Below are 25,439 nucleotides of genomic sequence, written 5' to 3' on the forward strand. Positions count from 1 at the left end.
TCTTGCTTTCGGGTCAGCCGGCGGCCATGACCCTAAACCTGCATGATTTCAGCTTCCTTATCGGAAAGCAGGTGGTCGATGTTGCTGATCGTCTCGTCGGTAAGTTTCTGGACCTGGTCCGAGCGCTTGCGCTGATCGTCTTCGCTGATGTCGCCGTCCTTCTCCGCCTTCTTCAGGAAGTCCATGCCGTCGCGGCGCACATGGCGCGCGGCGACACGGGCGTTCTCGGCGTAGGTGTGCGAGATCTTGACCAGTTCCTTGCGGCGCTGTTCGTTAAGTTCGGGAAGTGGAATCCTGAGGTTGGTGCCGTCTACGATCGGGTTGAACCCCAAATTGGATTCGCGGATCGCGCGGTCGACCGCGCCAACCATCGACTTGTCCCATACCGATACCGAGATCATGCGCGGCTCCGGCACCGAGACGTTGGCGACCTGATTGATCGGCATGGTGGTGCCGTAGGCCTGCACCTGGATCGCATCGAGCAGATTGCTGGAGGCGCGACCGGTCCGCAGCGAGGCCAGATCATGCTTGAACGCGGCAATGGCCCCATCCATGCGCCGCTTGAGATCGTCGTACTCACCACTCATCTTTATCTCCTCGACCGTCTAATGCGGGCTCACTGCTTCGGGGCCGTCTTCGAATCGAACTTCCGAAAACCGGCTTCCCTTTTCGGGTCAGGCCGCCGATCAATCGTCCGCGACGACCGTGCAGCGGCCGCCGCCCCTCAGAATATCGCCGAAACCACCTTTTTCGTGGATCGAATAGACGATTATCGGAATGTTGTTTTCGCGCGCAAGTGCAATCGCAGCGGTATCCATGATGGAAAGGCCGCGATTTATGACTTCGCCATGGCTGATGCGCTCGAAACGCGTCGCATTCGGGTCCTTCTTCGGGTCCGCCGAGTAGACGCCGTCGACCTGAGTGCCCTTGAACAGCGCGTCGGCGCCGATTTCAGCGGCGCGAAGGGCTGCGGCCGAATCAGTGGTGAAGAATGGATTGCCGGTGCCGCCGGCAAAGATCACCACCTTGCCCTGGTTCATGTAGGCGGTCGCCTGGCGCTGCGAAAAGCTCTCGCAAAGTTCGGGCATGGCGATCGCCGAAAGCACCACGGCGTCGACGCCGATCTTGTTCAACGACGTGCGCAGCGCCAGCGAGTTGATCACCGTGGCAAGCATGCCCATGTGGTCGCCGGTGACACGGTCGCCGCCCTTGGAGGCAACGGCCACGCCGCGAAAGATGTTGCCGCCGCCGATGACGACGCCGACCTCGATGCCCAATGCACGCGCCTCGGCGATGTCGCCGGCGATGCGATCCACTACTGAAACGTCGATGCCGAAATGCTGCTCGCCCATCAGTGCTTCGCCCGACGCTTTCAGCAAGACACGTCGGTAGAGGGGCTTCACCGTCATCTGGGCCTCTTCATTTGCATGTGGCGCGTTCCGGGTGGCTGCTCTGGCGCAGGCGCGCCATCCGAAACAATGGCGTTCCGATACACGAAGGGCGCCGCGATGTCACGCGGCGCCCAAACGGCAAATTGCCGGTTTCCTGCCCATTGATCAATTGGTGGACACGCTGGCCGACTCTCCTTCGATAAGCACCGGTGACACGTAGTTGGGGGGCTTGTCGCCGGTTGTCGCGCCGCCGGTAACGCGCGCCTGTATCTGCGAACCGAAATAGGAATAGGGAAACGGCGCTGGAGTTCTGCTGGCTCTCTCCAGCCGGTCGCGATGCGCTTTCGGAATCTCGAAATCCAGCGCGCCAAGATTGTCATGCATTTGGCTGAGCGTCGTCGCACCGAGGATGACGGTTGCGATCCCCGGCTGCGTGGCCACCCAGTTGAGCGCGACCTGAGGCATGCTGCGGCCGACCTCGGATGCGACCTTCTCGAGTTCGGCCACGATAGCCCAGTTGCGTTGCGTGAACTTTTGGAAACCCGGATGCGTCGAGTTGCGAAATCCGTCGAGGCGGCCGTTTCCGGTCTGGGCCGGTCGATACTTGCCGCTCAGCAAACCGCCGGCCAGCGGGCTCCACACCATGATGCCGGCGCCATGGCGCGTGCCGAATGGCACGAACTCGTTCTCGATCGCGCGTTCGGCCAGCGAATATTCGAGCTGTAGCGCCGAAACCGGCTCATATCCTCGCAATTCGGCGATCGCCTGTGCGCGGCCCGCATACCAGGCGGGCACATCGGAAAGGCCGACATGGCGCACCTTGCCCATCCGGACCAGGTCGTCCAGCGTGCGCATGACCTCTTCAGCCGGGGTCAGCCTGTCCCAGACATGCATGAGATAGAGATCGATATAGTCGGTCCCCAACCGTTTCAGCGAAGCATCGACGGCCCGCATGATGTTCTTGCGGCCGTTGCCGCCAGCATTCGGATTGCCGGGCTGCATGTTCATGGTGAACTTGCTGGCTATCACCGCCGTGTCGCGCAGCCCGCGCTCGGCGATGAATTCACCAAGCCAGGCTTCGGCCGTGCCATCTGTGTAGAGATCCGCCGTGTCGAACACATTGCCGCCCGCCTCGACATAGGCGTCGAAAATCGCCCGCGCCGTATCCCTGTCGGCTCCCCAGCCCCATTCCTTGCCGAAAGTCATCGTGCCCAGTGCCAGTCGGCTGACCCTAAGGCCGCTGTTGCCAAGAGTGTAGTAGGTCATGGTCATGATCGTCTTCCAATGCTTGGTGATAGATACCCCGCGCGTCACTGGCCCGGAGTGTTCTTGACCCAGGGATTGCCGCGCTCGTGTGTCATGTGGAACGCGAAGCCATCGACCTTCCAGCCATCCGCAAAACGCGTCAGGTGATGCTCATAGGTGCCCCAGACCTCCCAAAGCGGGTCGCCATTGCCTTCCATCCGGTTCCAAGCATAGCCGTTCGACAGGACAGTCGCCGTGTCCGCCTTGAGAGCGACCTGGTGATTGGTGCGCAGATGCAGGCTTGTCTTGCTGCCCTTGAGGTTGGCCGCCCAAGCGCCAACCAGATCGTCGGAAGCGATGTTGGCCGCCGGCTGTCCGGAGAGACTGCTGAAGTCGGCGGTGATCCGATCCGCAAAATAGCCGCGTGCAAGTTTCCAGTCCTGGGCGTCAACGGCCCGGTCGATGGCATCGGCAATGCGAATGACCGCGCGTTCGTCTGCAAGGGCCCGCCAGTCTGATGGCTCCGCCCCACCGGCATCCATCGGCGCCAACGCCATGACTGCCGTGAAAGTTACGTGCTTTAACGTGTTCATGTCTCGTCTCCTCAGTGCCATCAGCCGATCGCCGATGAGTTGGCGACAATGTGGACCACCGCCTTGGCATCGATAAGGTTGCATTGTTCGCAAAGACCATGCGATATCATTCATGAATGGATCGCGATCTGCTCAGCCATCTTCCGGTCGTGGTCGCCGTTGCCCGGCGTGGCGCCTTCGCGCTTGCCGCCGCCGAACTCGGCATGAGCCCTTCGGCGGTCAGCCATGCGGTGCGCATTGTCGAAGAGCGGATCGGCCAGCCCTTGTTCGCCCGCACGACGCGCAGCGTTTCGCTCACCGAGGCCGGCAAGGCGCTGGTGGAAACGGCGGCTCCGGCCCTCCAGGATATTGCCGAGCGGATGGACCGCATCCGCAGCGTCAAAGGCAGGCCGTCTGGCCTGCTCAGGATCAACGCCTCCAACATAGCGATACCATTGGCGGTGACGCCGGTGGTCGCGGCGATGGCCGAGCGCTATCCGGAGGTTACGGTCGAGGTCTTCGCTGACCAGGGTCTGGTTGATATCGTCGGCGAAGGCTTCGATGCCGGCGTCCGGCTTGGCGAGATGATCGCTCAGGACATGGTTGCGGTCCGGCTGACGCCGCCATTCTCCGTCGTCATCGTCGCCTCGCCCGCCTATATCGGAAGGCACGGCCGTCCCGGCGGCGTTGCCGACCTGGCGAACCACAATTGTATCGGCTACCGGCTCGTCCGCTCCGGTGCGCTCTATCGCTGGGATTTGATCGAGGATGGCAAGGACATCGCCATGGAGACGCGGGGCAGCGTTGTCGTGACGGATTCGCTCGCAGCAATCGATCTTGCGCTTGCAGGCGTCGGGCTTGCCTATGTGTTCGAGCCGCTGGCGCGCGCCGATCTTGCCGCGGGCCGCCTCGTCCAGGTGCTGCCGCAGACGGCGATCGAGGAACCGGGGCTATTCCTCTATTTCCCTCGCCGGGCGGCGATGGCGCCGAAGCTCAGGGCCTTTATCGACACCGCACAAGAAATCGGCCGGGCCTCCTTGCGGACACCCGGCCGAGTTGCCTGAGTTCGTGAGCCCTGGAAAGGGCTATTTCTTGACCGCTGCAGCGACTTCCGCGGCGAAATCGGTCTCTTCCTTCTCGATGCCCTCGCCCAGCGCAAAGCGCAGGTAGGCGGTGATCTTGGCCGGCGCACCAATCTCCTTCTCGGCATCCTTCAGCGCCTTCTCGACAGTGATGTCGGGATTGAGCACGAAGGCCTGCTTCAGGAGCACGACTTCCTCGTAGAACTTGCGCAGACGGCCCTCGACCATCTTCTCGATGATCGCTTCCGGCTTGCCGGACTGGCGCGCCTGGTCGGAGAAGATCGCCTTCTCGCGTTCGACCGCGGCCGGATCGATCTGCTCTGCCGTCAGCGCCAGAGGGTTGGTGGCGGCAACATGCATCGCCACCTGGCGGCCAAAGGCGTTGGCGGCATGCTCATTGCCCGTGGTCTCGATCGCGACCAGCACGCCGAGTTTGCCAAGGCCGTCGGCAACCGCGTTGTGAACGTAGGTAGCGACAGCGCCGTGCGGAACGGTGAGCTTGGCCGAGCGGCGGAAGCCCATGTTTTCGCCGATGGTGCCGACAGCGTCCTTGATGGTGTCGGCAACCGACTTGTCGGACCCCGGATACTTTGCGGCGGCCACAGCCTCCGTCGTGCCATAGGCCAGCGCAACCTTGGCAACGTTGGCGACGATTTCCTGAAACGCGGCGTTGCGGGCCACGAAGTCGGTCTCGGAATTGACTTCCACGACGGCAGCTTCGCGCACGCCATTGTCGACGCCGATCAGACCTTCAGCCGCGGTGCGGCCAGCCTTCTTGTCGGCCTTGGAGATACCCTTCTTGCGCAGCCAGTCGACGGCCTCTTCCATGTTGCCGTTGGTCTCGGTCAACGCGGCCTTGCAATCCATCATGCCCGCGCCGGTCAAGTCGCGGAGTTCTTTGACCTGTGCAGCCGAAATGCTCATTGTCGCCTCTTTGTTTTAAATGCACCGACGCACCATCGGTATTCGATGGTGCGTCTGTTTAGCGTGCCAGAATATGAGAAAGATGAAGGCCGCAACCGGCCTTCGATTATCAAGCTTCGGGAGCTTCCGACGCCGGGGCCGGAGCCGGGTCGAGCGCGGGTTCGACCGGAGCTTCGACCGAAGCGCCGATGTCGACGCCGAGCGCGCCCTGCTGGCGGGCGATGCCGTCGATCGCAGCCTTGGCGATCAGGTCGCAATAGAGCTGGATGGCACGGGCCGCGTCGTCATTGCCGGGGATCGGGAAGTCGATCTTGTCCGGATCGCAGTTCGAATCGATGATGGCGACGACCGGGATGCCGAGGCGCTTGGCCTCGAGGATGGCGATCGCTTCCTTGTTGGTGTCGATCACGAACATCAGGTCGGGCGTCGAGCCCATGTCCTTGATGCCGCCCAGCGCCTTGTCGAGCTTCTCGCGCTCGCGGTCGAGGTTGAGGCGTTCCTTCTTGGTCAACCCTTGCGCTTCGCCGGCCAGCATCTCGTCGAGCTTGCGCAGGCGCTGGATCGAGTTCGAGATCGTCTTCCAGTTGGTCAGCATGCCGCCGAGCCAACGCGAGTTGACATAATACTGAGCCGAACGCTGTGCCGCATCGGCGACGATGTCGGAGGCCTGGCGCTTGGTGCCGACGAACAGCACGCGGCCACCTTTGGCAACGGTGTCGGAAACCTGCTTCAGCGCCTGGTGCAGCAAAGGCACCGTCTGCGACAGGTCGATGATGTGGATGTTGTTGCGGGCGCCATAGATGTAGGGCGCCATCTTCGGGTTCCAGCGGTGGGTCTGGTGGCCGAAGTGAATGCCAGCTTCCAAAAGCTGGCGCATGCTGAAATCAGGCAGTGCCATTCAAAGTTCCTTTCCGGTTAGCCTCCACGGACACAGGCATTTTTGGACTTTGTCCTCGAACGCCACCGGAGGTTTCAGCCGGATTTCTCCCGGGCAGACACCAAAGTCCGTGTGTGGAATGAGCGCGCATATAGAGGGGATGCGCGATAAACGCAAGCGCCGCAGGATCCGTGGTGTTGCGTGCGACGATCCGCGCCCTGCTGTCAGCGCTTGACCTTGCCGTTCGGCACCCGCACCCGCCGGAAGACCGCGACGATCTCCTCGCGGCTGCATTCGATAGCGCCGAGCCGCACCGCACGATCACGCTCGAAGCCCGTTATGTCATAATGCGGCGCCGAAGTCTTGGGCGGTCCCTGGTACGATGAACGCTTGACGCCGAGCCGGGCGGCAAAGCGATGCAACTCGTCGGTGTCGTCGGCCAACAGATGGCACCAGCGATGGCCGGCCCAGTTCCAGATCGCTGCGTCGACATAGACTGCCATGAGGCTTGCCGTATTCCTTCATCTTGCGCCGACAGGCACTCGTCTAGCGATGATAGAAGGGATTCGGATAGAAAATGAAGCCGCCGCCGGCCTCGACTTCAGCCACGGTGCTGGTCATTGTGTCCTGCATGCGACGATGCAACTCGGCAACCGCATCGTCGATCGAGCCGGCATACTCATGCAGGCCCAGCGCCTCCGGCGCCCGGATATGGGCGCAACGCGGTCCGGCCGGCTGCGGAATGAACCGGTTGATCGTGTCACGCAGTCCGCCCCGGCAATAGTCGTTGCGGACCCGCTTCAGATGTTCGGCGATCTCTTCCAGGCTGATGCGCGGGTTGGCCGCGGCCCAGGGCCCGACGCGTTGCAGCCTCTGAATCGTGTCGGCGAGCGCGCGGACCTGCTTTCGGCCTTCCGCATCGCCACTGTTTTCGCGCTGCCAACGACGCGCCCGCCGCAGAAGTTCGGTTGCGTCGGTGACATCAGTGTCGGGCGAGATGCTTTCGCCGAGTCGGCGGCCGAGTTCAGCAACCAATGCCTGCTGACGCTCGGTATAGGTTGCGCCTTCGTCGGATGGCATGCCCGATGCTGCTTCATCGCGGGCCAGCAGCGTCGAATAGACATGGTGGATGCGCTGCGGCAGCGTGTCGGTCGCAAGGCGTTCTATTTTCAGGCTTTTCTCGACATAGGCGCATTCCTTCGCCAGCGCCGCTTCGACATTCCCGGTGAAGGCCAGCTTCCAGACGACTGGCGCGATCCAGACCTTGAAATCCGGATCCGTGGCCCGGCCGCGCTTGAGGGCCTCGAGCCCCATCTCGACGGCACCCGGCAGCAAAGGCGCAACGACATTGGCATGCCAGCCGACGCCGCCTTCGGGATGCAGCAGCACGCCATGGCCTTTCAAGGCCCAGGCGATCGAGTGTTCCTTGGCTGCCCCGCTGTTGCCCGGAATCTGGGCGATCAGATTGTTGGCCAGCCAGAACTTCTGCATCAGCCGGCCAAGGCCGTTGACGACACCGTTGGTTGCCCATGAGGCCGTGAGCGGGCTGACCTGCGACACAATCTCCTTGTCGATCATCCAGTCGGTGAAGAACTCGGGATGATTGGGCGTGATGAAGGTCGCCTTCCCTGCCCCGCAACTGGCCTTCAGCCGCTCAAGATCGGCGTCGGGAAAGTCGATATGGCGGACATTGGCGACGCCGCGAAGACCGGCCAGGCGATTGAACGGCAACAGATCCCGAAATCCGGGAATGCCGCGCAGCATGACGATCCGGTTGACGGATGTCATGGCCCTGATCAGTGCCGGGTTGGGCCGCGGCGCGACGAATGTATCGATCCTGCTCAAGCTGATCCCCCTCGCGCCTGGACGCTGGGAGAGGTTGAGAGACGATTGCGGCACGTTCAAGTCGATCGCAACGACCACGCCGTGTCGTGGTAAATCAACTGCCTAGACCGGCACTATTTGGCGGGGCAGGGTTTCGTCTGGTCGAACAGCGACAGGTTGACCAGCTTGCCGGTCATCGAGAAGTCGCCATAGTCCATGACGAGATCGCGGGTGATGCCGTTCTCATGCAGCTTGAAGCTGATACGGTATTCCGGCACCTCTTCGCCCGTCTTGTTGGTGTCGTCGAAATAGGCGATGTCGACCGGCCAGTATTTGTCCGTGGCGAGCTTTGCCAGTGCCGAAGCTTCCGGGTCGGCCTTGTCGGCATCGGTTTTCTTGCCGACCACGACAGTGGTGGTCATCACCTTGTTGGCGTCTTCGGAACCGTCGAACAGGTTCGTTTCGTAAAAATTCTCGCCTTTTTCGGCCTTGCCGATCAGCTCGACCAGGTGCTGGGTCGGAAATTGGGTTGTCGCCAGCTCGACGCTGTTCTTTTCAGGCTTGTCGATGTCGACCTTCAGGCCCTTGGTCTCTTTCGTGGCGATGCCCTTGACCTCCTTGTCGAGATTCTGGTCGACGAAGGATTTTGTCACGAACGAAAAAGTCTTGCCTTCGGCGTCCTCGAAAGTGGTCGTCTGCTGGTCGGTCAACCTGGTGTTGTCGGCGGTGACGATCTGGGTGACGAAGCGGAATTTCACCGTATAGCCTTCGCAGGCCGAGCCATTGAACTCATAGACCATGCGGCCGGATATGCCCGTGATGCCGGACTGATCGGAAGCCTTTTTCAGGGTAAGATCGTAGACGGCGCGGTGGGCTTGCAGCGCCGGCGCGGCAAAGGCAGGGCCTATCGAGAGGGCTCCCGACAACAGGACGGCATGGAATGCGAGGCGCGTTGCGCGCATGAGGTACTCCGATCGTCGCGACTGATGGCAGGCCGCAGGGAAAGATGGTCCAGCTTAAAAAAAGTCGTGGCGGAAGCGAGGCAAAAATAGCAATTTCGGCCCGGCCGGCGCGGCGTCACCAAGCAATAGGGAAATACCATGAGTGAAACAATCGAAAAGCGGCTAAGTGATCTGGGTGTGACGCTTCCCGTCGCCGCCGCGCCCGCCGCCAACTACGTGCCCTATTGCCGGACCGGCAATCTGCTGTTCACCGCCGGGCAATTGCCGCTCAAGGACGGCAAGCTGCAGGCGAGCGGGCTGTTAGGTCGCGATCTGGATACGGCAGGCGGCAAGGACGCGGCAAAATACTGCGCGATCAACATCCTGGCGCAGGCCAAGGCAGCACTCGGCGACCTCGAGAAGATTAGCCGTCTGGTGAAGATCACCGTTTTCGTCGCCTCGGCACCTGAGTTCGTCGAGCAGCATCTGGTTGCCAACGGCGCCTCCGATTTCCTGGTGGCGGCCCTTGGCGAACGTGGCAAGCATGCGCGCTCCGCCGTCGGCACCGCCTGCCTGCCGCTTAATGCCGCAGTGGAAATCGAAGCCGTCTTCGAAATCGAATGAGCCAGGGGATAGATATGACCGACCTATCCTGGCTGACCGCCCGGCCCGTCGCCCATCGCGGCTTCCACGACATGAACAAGACGCGCTGGGAAAACACGCTGTCGGCCTTCGCCGCGGCCGCCGAGCGCGGCTATGCCATCGAATGCGACGTGCACCTGTCGTCCGACCGTGTTCCCGTCATCATCCATGACGGCGATCTCAAGCGCCTGACCGGCCAGGATGGTTTCGTCTGGCAGCGTACCGCAGCTGAACTCGCGGCGCTCAGGGTCGGTGGCACGGCGGACCATGTGCCGACGCTGCAGGAAGCGCTCGACCTGGTGAACGGCCGCGTGCCATTGGTGGTCGAGTTGAAAGGCACGCCCGGCTATGACGAAGGCCTGGTGGCAAGCGTCGGCAAGATGCTCAAGCGCTACAAGGGCAAAGCGGCGATCATGTCGTTCGACCACTGGCTGGTCCGCGATTTTCCGAAGGACGCGCCGGGTATCCCAGGGGGGCTCACCGCCTACGGCAAGGACGTCGGGTTGATCGAGGCGCATTTCGCCATGCTGGCGCATGAGATCGCCTTCACCTCCTACGCCGCCGGCGACCTGCCGAACCCATTTGTCAGCTTCGTGCGTGAAAGGCTGAAAATGCCTGTTATCACCTGGACGGTGCATGACCAGCCGGCGGTCGACCTGACCTTCAGATATGCCGACCAGATGACGTTCGAAGGGTTCGAACCCGATCTGGTCAAAGTCGCCTGAGTGTCTGAAACGTGACTTGTACCAGGCCGGACGGAGCTTAAATAAGCCTCATGGATCAGGGCGACGAGGGTGACGGACAAACGGCCAATGCGGACTATTCGATCCGCGTCGCCGCGGGCATCGGCGCCTTCACCTGTGATGAATGGAACGGCTTTGCCGGAACTGCGCGCGGAGATTCAGAAACCAGTTACAATCCTTTGGTTTCCTTCGCTTTTCTAAGTGCGCTCGAAGATTCTGGATGCGCCGTGCGGCGTACCGGCTGGCAGGGCCATCACCTCAGGCTGGAGGACGGGCAAGGCAGATTGCTGGGCGCGGTGCCCTGTTATCTCAAATCGCACAGCCAGGGCGAATATGTGTTCGATCATGGCTGGTCGGATGCCTTCGAGCGCGCCGGCGGCCGTTACTACCCCAAACTGCAAAGTGCCGTGCCGTTCTCCCCGGTCACCGGCCCTCGCCTGCTGGTCAGCAAAGGCGAGGACAGCGCCAAAGTAAAGGCCGGTCTCGTGGCGGGCCTGAAGGCGGTGACGCAAAAACTCGGCGTCTCTTCCGCGCATGTCACCTTCGCGCAAGAGAGCGATGTGGAGGTGCTGGAAGCGGCAGGCTTCCTGCACCGCACCGACCAGCAATTCCATTTCTTCAACGAAGGCTTTTCGACCTATGACGACTTCCTCGCCACCCTTGCCTCGCGCAAGCGAAAGGCGATGAAGAAGGAAAGGCGTGAAGCGCTTGCCCCAGGCATTTCGATCGACCGGCTGGCCGGCAAGGACCTCACGGAGAAGGCCTGGGACGATTTCTTCGCCTTCTACATGGACACCGGCAGCCGCAAATGGGGTCGGCCCTATCTCAACCGTCAATTCTTTTCGCTGATCGGCGAACGCATGGCCGACGACATCCTGCTGGTGATGGCGAGGCGCAACGGGCGATACATTGCCGGGGCCATCAATTTCATCGGCTCCGACGCACTCTATGGCCGCAACTGGGGCTGTATCGAGGACCATCCCTTCCTGCATTTCGAGGTCTGCTATCACCAAGCGATCGACTTCGCCATCGAGCGCAAGCTGAAGGTGGTGGAGGCGGGCGCGCAGGGCGAGCACAAGCTGGCGCGCGGCTACCGGCCGGTGACCATGCATTCCGCGCACTACATTGCACACCCAGGCCTGCGCAATGCCGTCGCCGATTATCTCAAGCGTGAACGCCACGAGGTGGAGCGGATGAGCGAATATCTCGAGGGGCACACCCCGTTCCGCAAGGATTTAGAAGAGTAGCGACCGGCTGCCCGGAGGGGCAGGGTCGACGATCGCCTTGCCGACTTTCGACGGCTTCGCTACACGAAAGTCACAATCCGGAGCATTGCCATGGCTGAAACCGCCTATGACACCGACAACATTTTCGCGAAAATCCTGCGCGGCGAAATTCCCTCGCACCGCGTCTACGAGGACGATGCGTTCATAGCCTTCATGGATGTGATGCCGCAGGGGCCAGGCCATACGCTCGTGGTGCCGAAGGTGCCGTCGCGCAACCTGCTTGACGCCGATCCGTCGATTTTCGGTCCGCTTTTCACGGTCGTTCAGAGGATAGCACAGGCGGTAAAAAAGGCCTTCAGTGCCGACGGCGTCACCGTCATGCAGTTCAACGAGCCGGCCTCGGGGCAGACCGTGTACCACCTGCATGTGCATGTGATCCCGCGCTTCAACGGCGTCCCGCTGAAGCCGCACACGGGCGAGATGGAGAAGCCGGAGGTGTTGGCCGAAAACGCCGGTGAGATACGGGCGGCGCTGACGACGAATTGACGTCAGGTCTCGATCGCCGGCACGGCGTATCCAAGCCGAGGCAGACGGCGATCTTGTGCTTCGAACACCCGCAGCCCGAGCCACCAGGATATCACCGTGATCACGGTTCCGCCGAGCACATCCATGAGATTGTGCCCGCCATGGATCAGAATAGCCGGCAGCAAAGCGGTGTTGACGAGAATCAGCGCGAGACGCGCAAGCCTGTACGGCCAGATTGCGATTAGAGACATCAGCGCCATCACCGTGTGAAATGAAGGGAATCCCACAAGCCCCGTCACCTGCAACTCCGAAATGTCTGTGACGCCCTCAACCAGCAGCCGATTCAATTCCGAACCGTAAGCTGAATTGACCACCGGCCGAACGATCCGGTCGATTTCAGGCGCCAAGGTCCAATAGGCGGACGCCCCGCTGGACGGAAACAGCGCCCAGCAAAAGATGGTGGCCAGAGATCCGAATACCGTCGCCAAGGCTGCCGCGTGCAGCCGCCGCCGATCGTTGGCCATACCCAGGAAGAGAAAGGCAAACAGGATCTGGGCCAGCGTCAGGGTATAGACCTGCCTGAGAATGTCCGAGAGGCGTGGATAGCGGGAAATCCATGCACAGGCATCAGGCCAGGAATAGCCGAGCCAAGCATCCATCCGCACGAGCGTAGCGTCGATCGGCGCGAAAGGCCGCGGCAAGAGCAGAAGGTTGAAAAGCGCGGCCGGCACTGAATAGAAAACAAACAGGGCCAGAACGTGTGTGGAGAGCGCGATCCGCTCAGCCTTGCGAACACGACGGTAGAATTGGCCAATGGCAATCATCACAACCGCAAAGCCGACGGAAAACCATAACTGTCAAGCGCGAGGGTAACGTTCTTGTCCCAGGCAAGGAACATGCAAACGGCAACCAGCGCCAACGCGACAGTCAGGATCGTCCGTTCTGCGGGAAGTAAGACCATTGTCGAAAAATGGCCGGATGGCGTTAATTTGGAGTGAAAAAAGCCGTCGGATGGCAATTCTGACCCAGGACGACCGATGCCATAACAAGGACGGGTCCGAAAGCCTTTGAAACGCCGTCAACTCCGCCGCCCCGAAGAAAGCCACAGGCGGATCGCATCCGCGCATTGCACAGGGTTCAGAAGCGAGGTGTCGACCTCCAGATCGTATATGCCTGGCCGGTGAACCTCTTCCTGCCACAGACGCACGGGCAATGGCACGGGATCGTCGGGCGAGCCGGTCACATATCTCTTGTCCGTCGCGCTCACCGCTCGCCTCTCCATGATGATTTCGATCGGACAGCGAACACCGACAAGCAGCACCGGCAGACCGGCGAGACGGCGAGCGCAATCGGCCAGGATGTGGAGCGGTTTCGAATAGGCATCGTGATGGCCGACATCCGCAACGACATTCAGCTCCAACCGGCTATGAGCGGCTATCGATTCGTAGAGCGCGGCGTATAATCCGGGCACGAGGGCCTCAAGGTCCGGACGCTCGCCGCCAGGCCGCAATCCCAGGCCGATAGCGTGCCGGCGTGGCCTGCTCGTAGACGTCGACGCCGAGATTGAGCCAGACGCCGTCGAAGCTCTCCTGAATAGCCCTCGCGATGCTTGATTTTCCCGATCGCGGCGCGCCGTTCAGGATAATGATCTGCCCGGCCATGCGTCCTCCCGCTCCAATGAAAAAAGCCCCGTTTTGAACTGACCCCCCGAAAGTTGGACACAACCTTCGGGGGTTTTGCATGTCCAAATACAGCGAGAGTTTCAAGCGCTCGGTTGTCGATAGCTATTTAGGCGGGGATGAGAGCTGCGCGAGTGCGGCGTCGATGCATGGCGTTGATGCGGCCACTGTTCGCAAGTGGGTTGCGTTGTACCAGGCGCATGGCGATGCCGGGCTATCTGGTAAGTACGGTCGTTACGACGCGGCGTTCAGGCTGTCGGTGCTTGAGCGAATGTGGGAGGAAGGTCTGTCGTATCGGCAGACGGCTGCATTGTTCAATATCCGCAATGCCAGTTGCCTGACGGGCTGGGAGAAGCGCTATCATGCGGGCGGGATAGAGGCGCTCGGCCCACGTCCCAGAGGACGACCCATGTCAAAGCCGCCGTCCCCCGCAGTGCCTGTTGCAGCCAGTGACGAGGCCAAAAGCCGCGAAGAACTGCTGGCTGAGCTGAAGCATCTGCGGATGGAGAACGACTACCTAAAAAAACTAGAGGCCTTAACGCAGGGACATGCGCTCAAAAAGCGCAAGCCGTCCAGGCGTTAAGGCCGTTGCATTCGCTTGAGGGGCTGCTCGAGCTGGCGAAGCTTGCGCGCAGCACGTTCTATTACAGACAGAAAGCAGCGAAGCGCTCGGACCGCCATGCGGCGCTGAAGGCGGCGATCAAGGCCATCTTCGACAGCCACAAGGGTCGCTACGGCTATCGCCGGGTGACTGCGCAACTGCACCGGTTGGGCCGGCGCGTCAACCACAAGACCGTCCAGAGCCTGATGGCCGGGATGGGATTGAAGTCGCTGGTCAGGCCGAAGAAGTATCGCTCCTACAGGGGCGAGGCTGGGCGGACCGCTCCCGATCTGTTGCAGCGCAAGTTCGGCGCCGACCGCGCCAAACGCAAATGGGTGACCGACGTGACGGAGTTCAGCCTGGCCGGCGACAAGCTCTATCTGTCCCCGGTCATGGATCTCTACAATGGCGAGATCGTCGCGTTCGAGACGGCGCGGCGGCCACGCTTCAAAATGGTGGACAATATGCTGACCAAAGCCCTCGCCCGGCTTGGTGAGAACGAAAGGCCGATCCTGCATTCCGATCAGGGATGGCAGTATCAGATGTCGGCATTCCAACGCAGGCTGGAAGCCAGAGGCCTCCAACAGAGCATGTCACGCAAAGGCAATTGCCTCGACAACGCCCCAATGGAGAGCTTCTTTGCCATCCTCAAATCCGAGCTCTTCCATCCCGGAACCTTCGACACCGTTCAAAGCCTGGACGACGCCATCACGGACTACATCGACTATTACAACCACCGCCGCATCAAACTGAAACTGAAAGGGCTGGCCCCTGTGCAATACAGGAACCAGCCCTTAAACCTACCAACTCAATGAACCGTCCAACTTTATGGGGTCAGTTCATTTCCGGGGCTTTTTTCGACTTTCGTCAAGGTCAGTTCTTTCGGGGCAGTTGCGGCACGAGGCTGCGCTTGCCGCCGTCCTTGCCCTTGGCTTCGGGCTTCTGCGCCACCAGCTTCTTGGCCGCGGGCTTTTTCGTCACGGCCTTTCTGGGCTTCGTTGTTTCTTCCGGCTCTTCCTTCTTCGGCTTCACCGGCGCCTCGTCGGCGAGTGATTCGAGCTTCAGGCCGGTCTCGCCGGTTTCCTTCTTCTCGACGGTGACACGCACCGTGCCGCCCTTCTTGAGCTTGCCGAACAGCACCTCGTCGGCCAACGGCTTTTTGATGTGCTCCTGGATCACACGGCCGAGCGGCCGCGCTCCCATGCGCTCATCATAGCCCTTGTCGGCGAGCCAGGCGATCGCATCCGCCGACAGGTCGAAGGTGACGCCACGCTCGGAAAGCTGGGCCTCGAGCTGCATGACGAACTTCTGCACCACCTGATGAATGACCGGCACCGGCAACGAGCCGAACGGGATGATCGCATCGAGACGGTTGCGGAATTCCGGCGTGAACAGCCGGTTGATCGCCTCGACATCGTCGCCTTCGCGCTTGGTCGAGCCGAAGCCGATCGCCGCGCGCTGCGCATCCGACGCGCCCGCATTGGTGGTCATGATTAGGATCACATTGCGGAAGTCGATCTGCTTGCCATTGTGGTCGGTCAGCTTGCCATGGTCCATAACCTGCAACAGGATGTTGAACAGGTCCGGATGCGCCTTCTCGACCTCATCGAGCAACAGCACGCAATGCGGATGCTGGTCGACGCCGTCCGTCAGAAGACCGCCCTGGTCGAAGCCGACATAGCCGGGAGGAGCGCCGATCAGCCGCGAGACGGTGTGGCGTTCCATATATTCCGACATGTCGAAGCGGATCAGCTCGACGCCGAGCGACGCGGCCAACTGCTTGGCCACTTCGGTCTTGCCGACGCCGGTCGGGCCGGAGAACAGGTAGGAGCCGATCGGCTTCTCCGGTTCGCGCAGGCCGGCACGCGCCAGCTTGATCGCCGAGGTCAACGCGGTGATCGCGGTGTCCTGGCCATAAACGACGCGCTTCAGCTCGATATCGAGACCCTGCAGCACCTTCTCGTCATCGGCCGAAACCGTCTTCGGCGGGATGCGGGCCATGGTGGCGATCGTCGCCTCGATCTCCTTGATGCCGATCGTCTTCTTGCGCTTGGCTTCCGGAACCAGCATCTGCGAGGCGCCGGTCTCGTCGATCACGTCGATCGCCTTGTCCGGCAGCTTGCGGTCGTTGATGTAACGTGCCGACAGCTCCACCGAGGCCTTGATCGCCTCGTTGGTGAACTTCACCTTGTGGAACTCCTCATAATAGGGCTTGAGGCCCTTCATGATCTCGATGGCGTCCGCGATGGTCGGTTCGTTGACGTCGATCTTCTGGAAGCGCCGCACCAAAGCACGGTCCTTCTCGAAGAACTGGCGGAATTCCTTGTAGGTGGTCGAGCCGATGCAGCGGATCGCACCCGATGACAGCGCCGGCTTCAACAGGTTGGACGCATCCATGGCGCCGCCTGAAGTAGCCCCTGCGCCGATGACCGTATGGATCTCGTCGATGAACAGCACGGCACCGGGATAGTCCTCGAGTTCCTTGACGACCTGCTTCAGCCGTTCCTCGAAATCGCCGCGATAGCGCGTGCCGGCGAGCAGCGTGCCCATGTCGAGCGCGAAGATGGTGGCGTTGTGCAGCACTTCGGGAACGTCGCCCTCGACGATGCGCTTGGCCAGACCCTCGGCGATCGCCGTCTTGCCGACGCCGGGATCACCGACATAGAGCGGGTTGTTCTTCGAGCGGCGGCACAGCACCTGAATGGTGCGGTTGATCTCGGACTCGCGGCCGATCAGCGGGTCGATCTTGCCGGCCTTGGCCTTGTTGTTGAGATTGACGCAATAAGCCGTCAGCGCATCCTGCTGCTGCTTCTTCTTGCCGCCTTCCTCTTGTGGCTCGGCGCCGTTCTGGCCGCCCTGCTCGTCATCGGCACCGCGCGGCGAGCGTGTCTCCGATGCGCCCGGACGCTTGGCAATGCCGTGCGAGATGTAGTTGACCGCGTCGTAGCGGGTCATCTGCTGTTCCTGCAGGAAATAGGCGGCATGGCTCTCGCGCTCGGCGAAGATGGCGACGAGGACGTTAGCGCCCGAAACCTCCTCGCGGCCAGACGACTGCACATGGATCACCGCGCGCTGGATGACGCGCTGGAAACCGGCGGTCGGCTTGGAGTCCTCGTCGTAACCGGTGACGAGGTTGTCGAGCTCGGTGTCGATATAGGTGAGAACCGTGTGCTTGAGCTCATCGAGATCGACATTGCAGGCGCGCATGACGGCGGCCGCCTCGGTGTCGTCGATGAGCGCGAGCAGCAGATGTTCTAGGGTTGCATATTCATGGTGCCGCTCATTGGCGAGCGTCAGCGCCTGGTGAAGCGCCTTTTCCAGGCCTTGGGAGAAAGCCGGCATGTTACCTCACTTCTTCTCCATCACGCATTGCAGCGGATGCTGATTCTGTCGGGCGAAATCCATGACCTGGGACACTTTGGTCTCGGCCACCTCGAATGTATAGACCCCGCACTCGCCCACTCCATGATTGTGAACATGAAGCATGATGCGTGTGGCGGCTTCGCGATCCTTCTGGAAAAAACGCTCCAGCACGTGAACCACGAACTCCATCGGAGTGTAGTCGTCGTTGAGGATGAGGACCCGATAAAGGCTGGGCTTCTTGGTCTTGGTTTTGGTGCGCGTGATGACGGCCGTCCCACGGCCGGCCCCATTGCCGTTACCGTCGCCGTCTTGCATCCGCACCACTCGTCTCGTGGCAGTCAAACCGATCGTCACGTATTCCTGCCTCTTTCGATTCCCCATGCGAGTTCGACATGTAGGTGTTCGATGTACGATTTTAAGCCCTTCTGGTTAGCTGACAATATGGCTAGGTCACCAAACTTGGACGATTTTCGCAATCGTGAAGGGGCGCGAGGCTCTGGAACGGAAATTGACACGAAAAAGCCGGGCCGCGTTTCCGTGGCCGGGCTTTTTCTCGGGTTCAAAGGCTGAATCTGGGGTCACGTCAGGCGAAATCAGTTGGCCCGGGCAAAATTACTTTGCCTTGGCAACGATCGATTCGAATGGCTTGTAAGCTTCCTTGGCGAGTTCGGCATAGAGATCGCCGATCTTGGTGGCCTCGGCGACGAACGCCTCATAGGACTGCTTGGCGTAATCCGACTGGATCTCGATCGCCTTTTCCAGCGACTTGGCTGAAAACAGCTTCTCCACCGTGGCGCTGCCGGTTTCAAAACTCTTCTTGGTGTATTCACCAGCTTCGGTGGCAATCGCCTGCGCGCCCTTGGACAGCGACGCAAAGCTCTTCAATCCGGTGTCGGCGAACTCTTTGCCGTATTTGCTGAAGTCCTCATAGGTCTGGGTCATTTCACGATTCCCTTGACGGTTGAAGCGTCCTTCTTCGGGGCGCCCTTGTGCAATGCAAGATAATATATTGTGCACCGCACAAAAGTCAAGATTTCGCGGGCTTGCGGACCCGCCTGCGCAGCCAATGGCTAAAAATCGAATAAAGAGAGCCACAAGCCCGAAGAAAATGGTGAACGCGGCGGTTACCATAAACGGATTGGTAACGCTGCGCCGGTAGCTTGGCCGGAAGCGAGGCAGGACCCTTTGCCGCCTCCAACGCAACGAAGAAATCCAAGGGAAGTACCAGTGCGTAAGGCGTTGTTGGGCATCGTTTCCAAATCTACCTCCCCTCTCAAAACGATGATGATCATCGCCCTGGCGATGACATTCGTTTTTGGCGACGTTGCCTCGTCGCTGGCGGCCAGGCAGGCGGCCATCGTCGTGGATGCCAAGACCGGCAAAGTGCTCTACTCCGCCGACGCCAACGGCAGGCGCTATCCGGCTTCGCTGACCAAGATGATGACGCTGTATCTGACCTTCGAAGCGATGGCGAAGGGCAAGATCAGCAGGAACACGCCAGTGGTGTTTTCCGCCAAGGCCTCCGCCGAGGCGCCGACGAAACTTGGCGTGAAGCCGGGCGGTTCCGTCACGGTCGAGACCGCGATCCTGTCGATCGTCACCAAGTCGGCGAATGACTCGGCCACCGCGCTCGGCGAAATGCTCGGCGGCAATGAAACCACTTTTGCCCGCATGATGACCGCCAAGGCGCGTGCGCTGGGGATGAACGGCACCGTGTTCCGCAACGCCAATGGCCTGCCCGACCCCGGCCAGTTCACCACCGCGCGCGACATGGCGACGCTCGGCATCGCGCTGCGCGAGCATTTTCCCCAGTATTACGGCTATTTCTCGCAGCGCTCCTTTCTCTATGGGCGCCAGCGCATCAACGGCCACAACCGTCTGCTTGGACGCATCAAGGGCGTCGACGGCATCAAGACTGGCTACACCCGCGCCTCCGGCTTCAACCTCGTCTCATCGGTTTCCGATGGCAATCGCCGCATCGTCGGCGTGGTCATGGGCGGCACCTCGGGCGGCAGCCGCGACAATCAGATGGCCAGCTTGATCAACACCTATCTGCCGAGGGCGTCGACTCGCGGTGGTGGCGATCTGGTCGCCAAGGCCGGTGGCAACAACCCGATCACCGCCCTTGCCAAGGTTCTCCTGCCCAAGCATGACGCTCCGACACCGGACGACAAGCCTGTCATAGCGCAGGACGATGTCACCGTTGCCGAGGACGCCACGGTCGCGGAAGACGATACCGCGCAGGCCGGAGAAGCAGCCCCCGTCGTCAAGACCAGAAAGGTCAAGACCGTCATCGTCTCAGCCCCCCAAGTCGCGACGGCCCAGGTTGTAGCGGCCTATGCCGAGCCGACGCCGGCGGCTGTCGACCCGGTCAACACCGCGTCGGTGCCTTCGGGTTGGGCCATTCAGGTCGCCTCGTCGCCCAAGCAGTCCGAGGCCCAGGCCTTTCTCGACAAGACCACCAAGCAGGCGCCCAAGGTGCTGGCGGACGCTTCCGGTTTCACTGTCGCCTTCGACAAGGATGGCGTCACCTACTACCGCGCCCGCTTCGGTGGCTTCGGTTCGAAGACCGCCGCCTGGAAGGCCTGTACCGCTTTGAAGAAGAAGAACATCGAGTGCTACGCCGTCCAGCAGTAGGACGGCGTGCAAGCCATCTCCCGGAAAAATTCTGCGTCGAAGGAGACTAGTTGTGATTGGAGAGCAAGACGTCCTTGGCTTCGTTAATCCGCGCCGCCAGGAAAGACGTGCCGCCGACATCGGGGTGCAGGCGCTGCATCAGGCGGCGGTGCGCCTTGCGGACATCCGCCGCGGCGGCCCCCGCTTCAAGACCAAGGACCTTGTAGGCCTCCTCCTTAGTCATGGCGCCCGGACCTGGCGCAACACCCAGCCCTTCGCCACCGTTCGTCTCAGCGTTTTTGCGCCAGACGGGAAATCTGCCGTCAAGATACGTCTCTAGCAGCTGTCGGCTCTCCGGATCGCCGGAGAGTTCGCGGTAGAGGTGTTGCAATTCCGCCAGCCCCATCGCGCCAAGCATCTTGCCTTCGTGGCGGCCAGCCAGGACCAGTCCTTCGAGGCCGCCGGTGTCGTGATCGAGTTCCATTTCCAATGCCGCTGTGCGCACCGTCGAGCGTTTGCCCGGTGCAAGCCCGGCCGGCTGGCGTTTCATGCGCATGGAACCATACCAGGCAATTGCGCCGGTGAGAATCATGCCGCCGATGCCTTCCCGGCCGACCACAAGCACGGCGACGCCGACAAGTGCCAGAAGAGCCGGCCCGAGCGTTCGCAGCGTGCTCGCCAGTTTCGCCGGCTCGGCACGCAGAAAGATCGTCACCGCGCCGAGGAGCAGCAGAAGCAACGCTCCAAAAGCGATGATCGCGCCCATTATTTTCCGCCGCCCCGCAGATACTCGATCATCAGCCGGTCTTCCGGCCTGCCCCTGGCTTCGAGCGCCTTCAACCCGCCGGTCGCAAACACGGCGACGGCCGAAAGCAGTCCTGCCAGGGTCGCGGCAGCCCGCCGATCAAATCTAAACCAAGCCCCCTTGGACAGCCGCGCAATCTCTTTGAACGCCTTTTCTGCGCCGGAATCATGGCTTTCCTGAAACACGAAGACGGGAACGCCATGAAGGCCGAGGCTGCCGGCCTTTTCGGCCAGATCGTCGATATTCTCTTCCATCGCGTCGCCGATGTAGACCAGCGCATTGACCTTGGCGGCCGCCGTCTGTTTCAACGCATGCGTCAGGACCTTGCCGATCTGGGTGTGGCCGCTGCGGCATTCGATCCGCGTCATCAGCTGCTTCAAGGCATTGGTGTCGCTCACGAAAGCGGACGAACGGCACTCGCCGAGACCACGAAAATAAACCAGTTGCACGCTGAGGGTTCCGGCCTTGCCGACAGCGTCGAACATCTGGCCCTGCAGCTCACAAGCCAGATCCCAGGTCGGCTGGCGGCTCATTGTTGCGTCGAGAGCAAGGATCAGCCTGCCCGAATCGGTCGCCGACGCGGCAAGTGTCCTCGCCTGACGAATGAAGGCGTCGATCTCGCCGGCGTTGGATTGAGGCTTGATCGGCGCAGGATTGGTCCCCGCTGGCACAGGCTGCTTCTTATCGCTCATGAAAAACAAGATGTGGCGTTGCCACATCGCTTGCAAGCCCCACATCGGGCAGTGCAAAGGGCCAGGCGGTGATGCCACCTGGGGTCAGAGCAGACCGAGATCGGCCAGCTCGCGCCTGAGTTTCGGCGGCATCTCGATCAATCCGGCCTTGCCCTTACCCAGATCGAGCGGCGCGTCCGCCGGCTTCAGGTAGCGCCAGCCCTGAAAAGCCCGGCGTGGCTGCCAGTCGGTGCGTACAACCTCGGGGTCGAGTATCAGATGGCAACGGCCTATGCCTTCACTGTCGGTGAACGGCCGGATTTCGGTGATCAACTGGCGGCACTGCACATTGCCTTTGATCACCCAATAGAGCGAACCGCCATCGGTAACCTCGGCGCCGCGCGTCGGCATCATACGGGTGGTGTGATACTGCTCGACCGGCTCACCGGCGCGCCGCCGCTCGTCGAGGCGGAAGGCGATCCACTCTTCGAGATCCTCGACGCTGTCGCAGCCGACACAGAGTTTTATGAGATTGAGAGACATCGCTTAAGGTTAGTCCTGCACGCGAACGCGTCAACGACCGGATCGACTTCTCCACAGTGGCGGTTTAGGCCAGCCTTCAGCACTCCACGACGTTGACTGCAAGCCCGCCAAGGCTGGTTTCCTTGTACTTCTCGTTCATGTCGAGGCCGGTCTGGCGCATGGTCTCGATCGCCGCATCGAGCGGTACGAAATGGATGCCGTCGCCCTTGATGGCCAGCGACGCGGCCGTCACCGCCTTGACCGCGCCCAGCGCATTGCGCTCGATGCACGGCACCTGAACCAGACCACCAACCGGATCGCAGGTCATGCCGAGATGATGTTCGAGCGCGATCTCGGCGGCATTCTCGACCTGCTCGGGCGTGCCGCCCATGACGGCGCACAGGCCGGCCGCCGCCATCGCCGACGCGGAGCCTACCTCACCCTGGCAGCCGACCTCGGCGCCCGAGATCGATGCGTTGGTCTTGATGATGCCGCCAACGGCGGCAGCCGTCAGCAGGAAATCACGAATGCTCGGCTGGTCCGCCTCGGGATGGAAATGCAGCCAGTAACGCAGCACCGCCGGCAGCGTGCCGGCAGCGCCATTGGTCGGCGCGGTGACGACGCGGCCGCCGGCGGCATTTTCCTCGTTCACGGCCATGGCGTAGATCGACAGCCAGTCATTGGCGAGCAGGGGATTGGGCTTGTTCTGCTGCCACTGCTCCTGCAGCTTGTCGTGCAGCATGCGGGCACGCCGGCGCACCTTCAACCCGCCCGGCATGATGCCATCCTGCGACAGGCCACGGTCGATGCAGCCCTTCATGGCGCTCCAGATACCGTCGAGGCCGGCGTCGAGCTCCTCGCGCGTCATCTGTGTCTCCTCGTTGACGCGTTTCATGTCGGCGATGGAAAGGCCGCTTTTGCCGGCCATGGCCAGCATCTCGACCGCATTCTTGAACGGATAAGGCACTTTCTTGCCTTCGGTTGTCACCGAACCCTTGGCTTTCATCCGCTGCAGCTCTTCTTCGGAAACCACGAAGCCGCCGCCGATCGAATAATAGATGCGCTTGAGCAGCAGGCGGCCGCCGGAATCATAGGCGTAGAACGCCATGCCGTTGGCGTGACCGGTGAGCGGCGTCTTGCGATCCAGCACCAGATCGGTGGCCGGATCGAAGCGATACGAGGGATGGCCGGGCGGCGAAATGCGCTTTTCGGCGGCGATGCGGCCGGCAATGCCATCGGCCTGGTCGGGATCGACCGTCTGCGGCGTCAGACCGGCAAGGCCGAGCATGACGGCGCGATCACTGCCGTGGCCGATGCCGGTGTAGGCGAGTGACCCGTGCAGGCTCGCGCCAAGCCGGTCAACCTTGACGCCCGCCGGACGCGGCCAGTCATTTCCCGCGACCTCGTCGAGAAACCGCGCAGCGGCGGTCATCGGCCCCATCGTGTGCGAACTCGAGGGTCCTATGCCGATCTTGAACAGGTCGAAAACCGAAAGGAACACGCGGCGTAGTCTCCTGGCGTCAGGTCGAGGACTATATATAGGAATTCCCACGATGTTTCCGCTCTTTTGGAAATCGCGGCGCTGCACCCGCCGACCTTGTTTGCTCCGGCAGCGACATTGGTACGATCGCTGTATGCGGACATCGAAGCGATCGCGCTGAATGTGATAAATTCAGGCCATGGGCGATTCCCTCGATCTTTCGACAGCCGATCTCGCGGCGCTGGCCTTCTTCCTCGTCGCGTGGCTGCTGCACACGTTTGCCTCCGACGGCAAGCTGGTCAGCCGCGTGTCGCTGACGACGGCGATGAATGCACAGCGGCAAGCCTGGATGCGGACCATGGCCGAGCGCGAGATCCGCATCGTCGACACCGCCATCATGAGCGGGCTGCAGCAAGGCACCGCCTTCTTCGCCTCCAGCTCGCTGATCGCCATCGGCGGCTGCTTTGCCTTGCTCGGCGCGTCCGACCGGGTTCTTGAAGTGCTCAGCGACCTGCCCCTGGGCGGCGCGCCGTCGCGCGCGGCCTTCCAGATAAAGGTGTTCGGGCTGGTGCTGATCCTGGCGTTTTCGTTCTTCAAATTCGGCTGGGCATACCGGCTGTTCAACTATTGCACGATCCTGATCGGCGCCGTGCCGATCCCGCATGGCGAAGCCTCACGCAATCCGGTCACCGAAACGGCGGTGTGGCGTGCGGCACAAATGAACATGCTGGCCGGAAAGCACTTCAACTCCGGCCTGCGCGGCGTGTTCTTCTCGATCGGTTATCTCGGCTGGTTCGTCGACCCCATGGTGTTCGTCTTGTCGACGCTGTTGCTGCTGGCGGTGCTGGTGCGGCGCCAGTTCTTCTCGGCCGCCAGGCAGGCGGTGATCGGTCAGCCGCCTGGAAAAGGCTGATCGATCCGGCCTGACAGCCAGTAGGCAAAAAGCCCGATCCATTCGCGGATGGCCATGGTGGTGGCCTGCAGCGAATCGGCTGGATTGTCGCGGAATAGCCCGATGCCTTCTTTGCCCGAGGTGCGATAGTCGACCGGCCAAGGAACGGTGGCGAAGCCGGCCTTGTCGAACAGCGCCTTGGCGCGCGGCATATGGAAGGCCGAGGTCACCAGCAGCCAGGTCTCGCCGGGCTTCGGCGTGACCAACTCCTTGGTGAAGACCGCGTTCTCATAGGTGTTGCGGGACTTGTTCTCCAGGATCAGACGATCGGCGGCCACGCCAAGCGCGGTGAGCAGGCGCGGCGCGGTTGCGGCATCGCCCTCGCCATCGAGAAACAACGCGCCGGTGCCGCCGGAGACGACCACCTTGGCGGTGGGAAAGCGCCGGGCCAGAACTGCGGTCTCGACCATCCGATCTCCGCTGCTGTTCAACTCATAGCCGCCGCGCGCCAGATTGATGGCGCCCTCGAAGCCGCCGCCGAGCACGACGATGCCGTCGACCTTTGCCGGCAGCGGCGGGCGCGCGAAGCGCTCTTCCAGCGGATTGAGCATCATGGCGCCGAGCGACGTCCACGCTGACAGCGCAAGGACCAGAAATGCCAGCACGCTGCCGGTAGCCGCCAGCCGCCGGCGCCCGATCATGGCCGCGAGCAATCCCGCCAGCAGCAGAAAGATCGCCAGGTTCAGCGGCTGGATGAAGAACCAAAAGATCTTGGACAGGTAGAAGAACATCGCTCACCCCATTGCAGCGCCGCGCGG

25 protein-coding genes and 2 pseudogenes are annotated in these 25,439 nt (G+C 61.7%); 8 read left to right on the forward strand and 19 right to left on the reverse strand.

All coding sequences use genetic code 11. The features are described 5' to 3' along the window. Positions 1–32: 32 nt before the first annotated feature. From frr to X735_RS142990, 4 genes are all read right to left on the reverse strand, one after another. Complete coding sequence (gene frr / locus X735_RS143005) at positions 33–587, reverse strand: ribosome recycling factor (RefSeq protein ID WP_023812931.1); 555 nt, start codon at positions 585–587, stop codon at positions 33–35. 99 nt (positions 588–686) lie between these two features. Then, a complete protein-coding gene (gene pyrH, locus X735_RS143000; protein ID WP_013531760.1) occupies positions 687–1,409 on the reverse strand; it encodes a UMP kinase in 723 nt (240 codons plus the stop codon). Positions 1,410–1,556: 147 nt separating this feature from the next. Then, on the reverse strand, positions 1,557–2,663 hold the full coding sequence (locus tag X735_RS142995; protein ID WP_023812932.1) for an aldo/keto reductase: 1,107 nt from the start codon (positions 2,661–2,663) through the stop codon (positions 1,557–1,559). A 38-nt stretch (positions 2,664–2,701) separates the two neighbouring features. Continuing rightward, a complete protein-coding gene (locus X735_RS142990) occupies positions 2,702–3,229 on the reverse strand; it encodes a nuclear transport factor 2 family protein (protein WP_023812933.1) in 528 nt (175 codons plus the stop codon). Positions 3,230–3,345: 116 nt separating this feature from the next. Between X735_RS142990 and X735_RS142985 the strand changes: the two genes are divergently transcribed. Beyond that, a complete protein-coding gene (locus X735_RS142985; RefSeq protein ID WP_023812935.1) occupies positions 3,346–4,272 on the forward strand; it encodes a LysR family transcriptional regulator in 927 nt (308 codons plus the stop codon). 21 nt (positions 4,273–4,293) lie between these two features. On the opposite strand, the gene tsf is transcribed toward X735_RS142985, so the two are convergent. From tsf to X735_RS142960, 5 genes are all read right to left on the reverse strand, one after another. Then, on the reverse strand, positions 4,294–5,214 hold the full coding sequence (tsf, locus tag X735_RS142980) for a translation elongation factor Ts (protein WP_023812936.1): 921 nt from the start codon (positions 5,212–5,214) through the stop codon (positions 4,294–4,296). Between the two features lie 109 nt (positions 5,215–5,323). Then, positions 5,324–6,112, reverse strand: a complete 789-nt coding sequence (gene rpsB, locus X735_RS142975; RefSeq protein ID WP_023812937.1) for a 30S ribosomal protein S2 — start codon at positions 6,110–6,112, stop codon at positions 5,324–5,326. A gap of 203 nt (positions 6,113–6,315) precedes the next feature. Continuing rightward, the gene (locus X735_RS142970; protein ID WP_023812938.1) at positions 6,316–6,594 is read right to left on the reverse strand and encodes a DUF4031 domain-containing protein; all 279 of its coding nucleotides are present in this window, start codon (positions 6,592–6,594) and stop codon (positions 6,316–6,318) included. A 43-nt stretch (positions 6,595–6,637) separates the two neighbouring features. After that, positions 6,638–7,936, reverse strand: coding sequence for a hypothetical protein (locus X735_RS142965; protein WP_023812939.1), 1,299 nt, complete (start codon positions 7,934–7,936; stop codon positions 6,638–6,640). A 113-nt stretch (positions 7,937–8,049) separates the two neighbouring features. Then, complete coding sequence (locus X735_RS142960; protein ID WP_023812940.1) at positions 8,050–8,877, reverse strand: cell envelope integrity EipB family protein; 828 nt, start codon at positions 8,875–8,877, stop codon at positions 8,050–8,052. A 138-nt stretch (positions 8,878–9,015) separates the two neighbouring features. On the opposite strand from X735_RS142960, the gene X735_RS142955 reads away from it, so the two are divergent. The 4 genes from X735_RS142955 (at position 9,016) to X735_RS142940 (ending at position 12,013) form a co-directional block, all read left to right on the forward strand. Next, complete coding sequence (locus X735_RS142955; protein ID WP_023812941.1) at positions 9,016–9,480, forward strand: RidA family protein; 465 nt, start codon at positions 9,016–9,018, stop codon at positions 9,478–9,480. 14 nt (positions 9,481–9,494) lie between these two features. Continuing rightward, positions 9,495–10,223: a glycerophosphodiester phosphodiesterase gene (locus tag X735_RS142950; RefSeq protein WP_023812942.1), complete on the forward strand. Its 729-nt coding sequence runs from the start codon at positions 9,495–9,497 to the stop codon at positions 10,221–10,223. A 50-nt stretch (positions 10,224–10,273) separates the two neighbouring features. Next, positions 10,274–11,488: a GNAT family N-acetyltransferase gene (locus X735_RS142945; RefSeq protein WP_023812943.1), complete on the forward strand. Its 1,215-nt coding sequence runs from the start codon at positions 10,274–10,276 to the stop codon at positions 11,486–11,488. 90 nt (positions 11,489–11,578) lie between these two features. Beyond that, the gene (locus X735_RS142940) at positions 11,579–12,013 is read left to right on the forward strand and encodes an HIT family protein (protein ID WP_023812944.1); all 435 of its coding nucleotides are present in this window, start codon (positions 11,579–11,581) and stop codon (positions 12,011–12,013) included. A 2-nt stretch (positions 12,014–12,015) separates the two neighbouring features. Here X735_RS142940 and X735_RS07225 read toward each other — a convergent pair whose 3' ends face one another. Continuing rightward, entirely contained in the window at positions 12,016–12,816 is an 801-nt protein-coding gene (locus X735_RS07225; RefSeq protein ID WP_245273272.1) for a phosphatase PAP2 family protein, read from the reverse strand. A gap of 284 nt (positions 12,817–13,100) precedes the next feature. Beyond that, a pseudogene (locus X735_RS01000000166205) lies at positions 13,101–13,653 on the reverse strand (chloramphenicol phosphotransferase); the annotation flags it as partial. A gap of 79 nt (positions 13,654–13,732) precedes the next feature. On the opposite strand from X735_RS01000000166205, the pseudogene X735_RS1000000168920 reads away from it, so the two are divergent. Beyond that, positions 13,733–15,087, forward strand: a pseudogene (locus tag X735_RS1000000168920) (IS3 family transposase). 58 nt (positions 15,088–15,145) lie between these two features. On the opposite strand, the gene clpA reads toward X735_RS1000000168920, so the two are convergent. From clpA to X735_RS142915, 3 genes are all read right to left on the reverse strand, one after another. Next, positions 15,146–17,614 carry an ATP-dependent Clp protease ATP-binding subunit ClpA gene (gene clpA / locus X735_RS142925; RefSeq protein WP_023812949.1) on the reverse strand — a complete coding sequence of 823 codons (2,469 nt, stop codon included), beginning with the start codon at positions 17,612–17,614 and terminating at the stop codon, positions 15,146–15,148. 6 nt (positions 17,615–17,620) lie between these two features. Next, positions 17,621–17,950, reverse strand: coding sequence for an ATP-dependent Clp protease adapter ClpS (gene clpS, locus X735_RS142920; RefSeq protein ID WP_023812950.1), 330 nt, complete (start codon positions 17,948–17,950; stop codon positions 17,621–17,623). 297 nt (positions 17,951–18,247) lie between these two features. Next, positions 18,248–18,577: a phasin family protein gene (locus X735_RS142915; RefSeq protein WP_013531776.1), complete on the reverse strand. Its 330-nt coding sequence runs from the start codon at positions 18,575–18,577 to the stop codon at positions 18,248–18,250. 285 nt (positions 18,578–18,862) lie between these two features. Between X735_RS142915 and X735_RS142910 the strand changes: the two genes are divergently transcribed. Beyond that, complete coding sequence (locus X735_RS142910; RefSeq protein ID WP_023812951.1) at positions 18,863–20,272, forward strand: D-alanyl-D-alanine carboxypeptidase; 1,410 nt, start codon at positions 18,863–18,865, stop codon at positions 20,270–20,272. A 46-nt stretch (positions 20,273–20,318) separates the two neighbouring features. Here X735_RS142910 and X735_RS142905 read toward each other — a convergent pair whose 3' ends face one another. The 4 genes from X735_RS142905 to X735_RS142890 form a co-directional block, all read right to left on the reverse strand. Continuing rightward, a complete protein-coding gene (locus X735_RS142905; protein WP_023812952.1) occupies positions 20,319–21,017 on the reverse strand; it encodes a DnaJ domain-containing protein in 699 nt (232 codons plus the stop codon). After that, the gene (locus X735_RS142900) at positions 21,017–21,748 is read right to left on the reverse strand and encodes a hypothetical protein (protein WP_023812953.1); all 732 of its coding nucleotides are present in this window, start codon (positions 21,746–21,748) and stop codon (positions 21,017–21,019) included. The genes X735_RS142905 and X735_RS142900 overlap by 1 nt, the downstream gene beginning before the upstream one ends. Positions 21,749–21,832: 84 nt before the next feature. Further along, complete coding sequence (locus X735_RS142895; protein WP_013531780.1) at positions 21,833–22,270, reverse strand: DUF1489 family protein; 438 nt, start codon at positions 22,268–22,270, stop codon at positions 21,833–21,835. 76 nt (positions 22,271–22,346) lie between these two features. Then, positions 22,347–23,750, reverse strand: coding sequence for an L-serine ammonia-lyase (locus X735_RS142890; protein WP_023812954.1), 1,404 nt, complete (start codon positions 23,748–23,750; stop codon positions 22,347–22,349). A gap of 178 nt (positions 23,751–23,928) precedes the next feature. On the opposite strand from X735_RS142890, the gene X735_RS142885 reads away from it, so the two are divergent. Then, complete coding sequence (locus X735_RS142885; RefSeq protein WP_013531782.1) at positions 23,929–24,642, forward strand: DUF599 domain-containing protein; 714 nt, start codon at positions 23,929–23,931, stop codon at positions 24,640–24,642. Here X735_RS142885 and X735_RS142880 read toward each other — a convergent pair. Then, positions 24,621–25,412 carry a YdcF family protein gene (locus tag X735_RS142880; RefSeq protein ID WP_023812955.1) on the reverse strand — a complete coding sequence of 264 codons (792 nt, stop codon included), beginning with the start codon at positions 25,410–25,412 and terminating at the stop codon, positions 24,621–24,623. The genes X735_RS142885 and X735_RS142880 overlap by 22 nt on opposite strands. Positions 25,413–25,439 lie beyond the last annotated feature (27 nt).

The sequence above is a fragment of the Mesorhizobium sp. L2C084A000 genome (assembly GCF_000502875.1).
Taxonomy (GTDB): Bacteria; Pseudomonadota; Alphaproteobacteria; order Rhizobiales; family Rhizobiaceae; genus Mesorhizobium.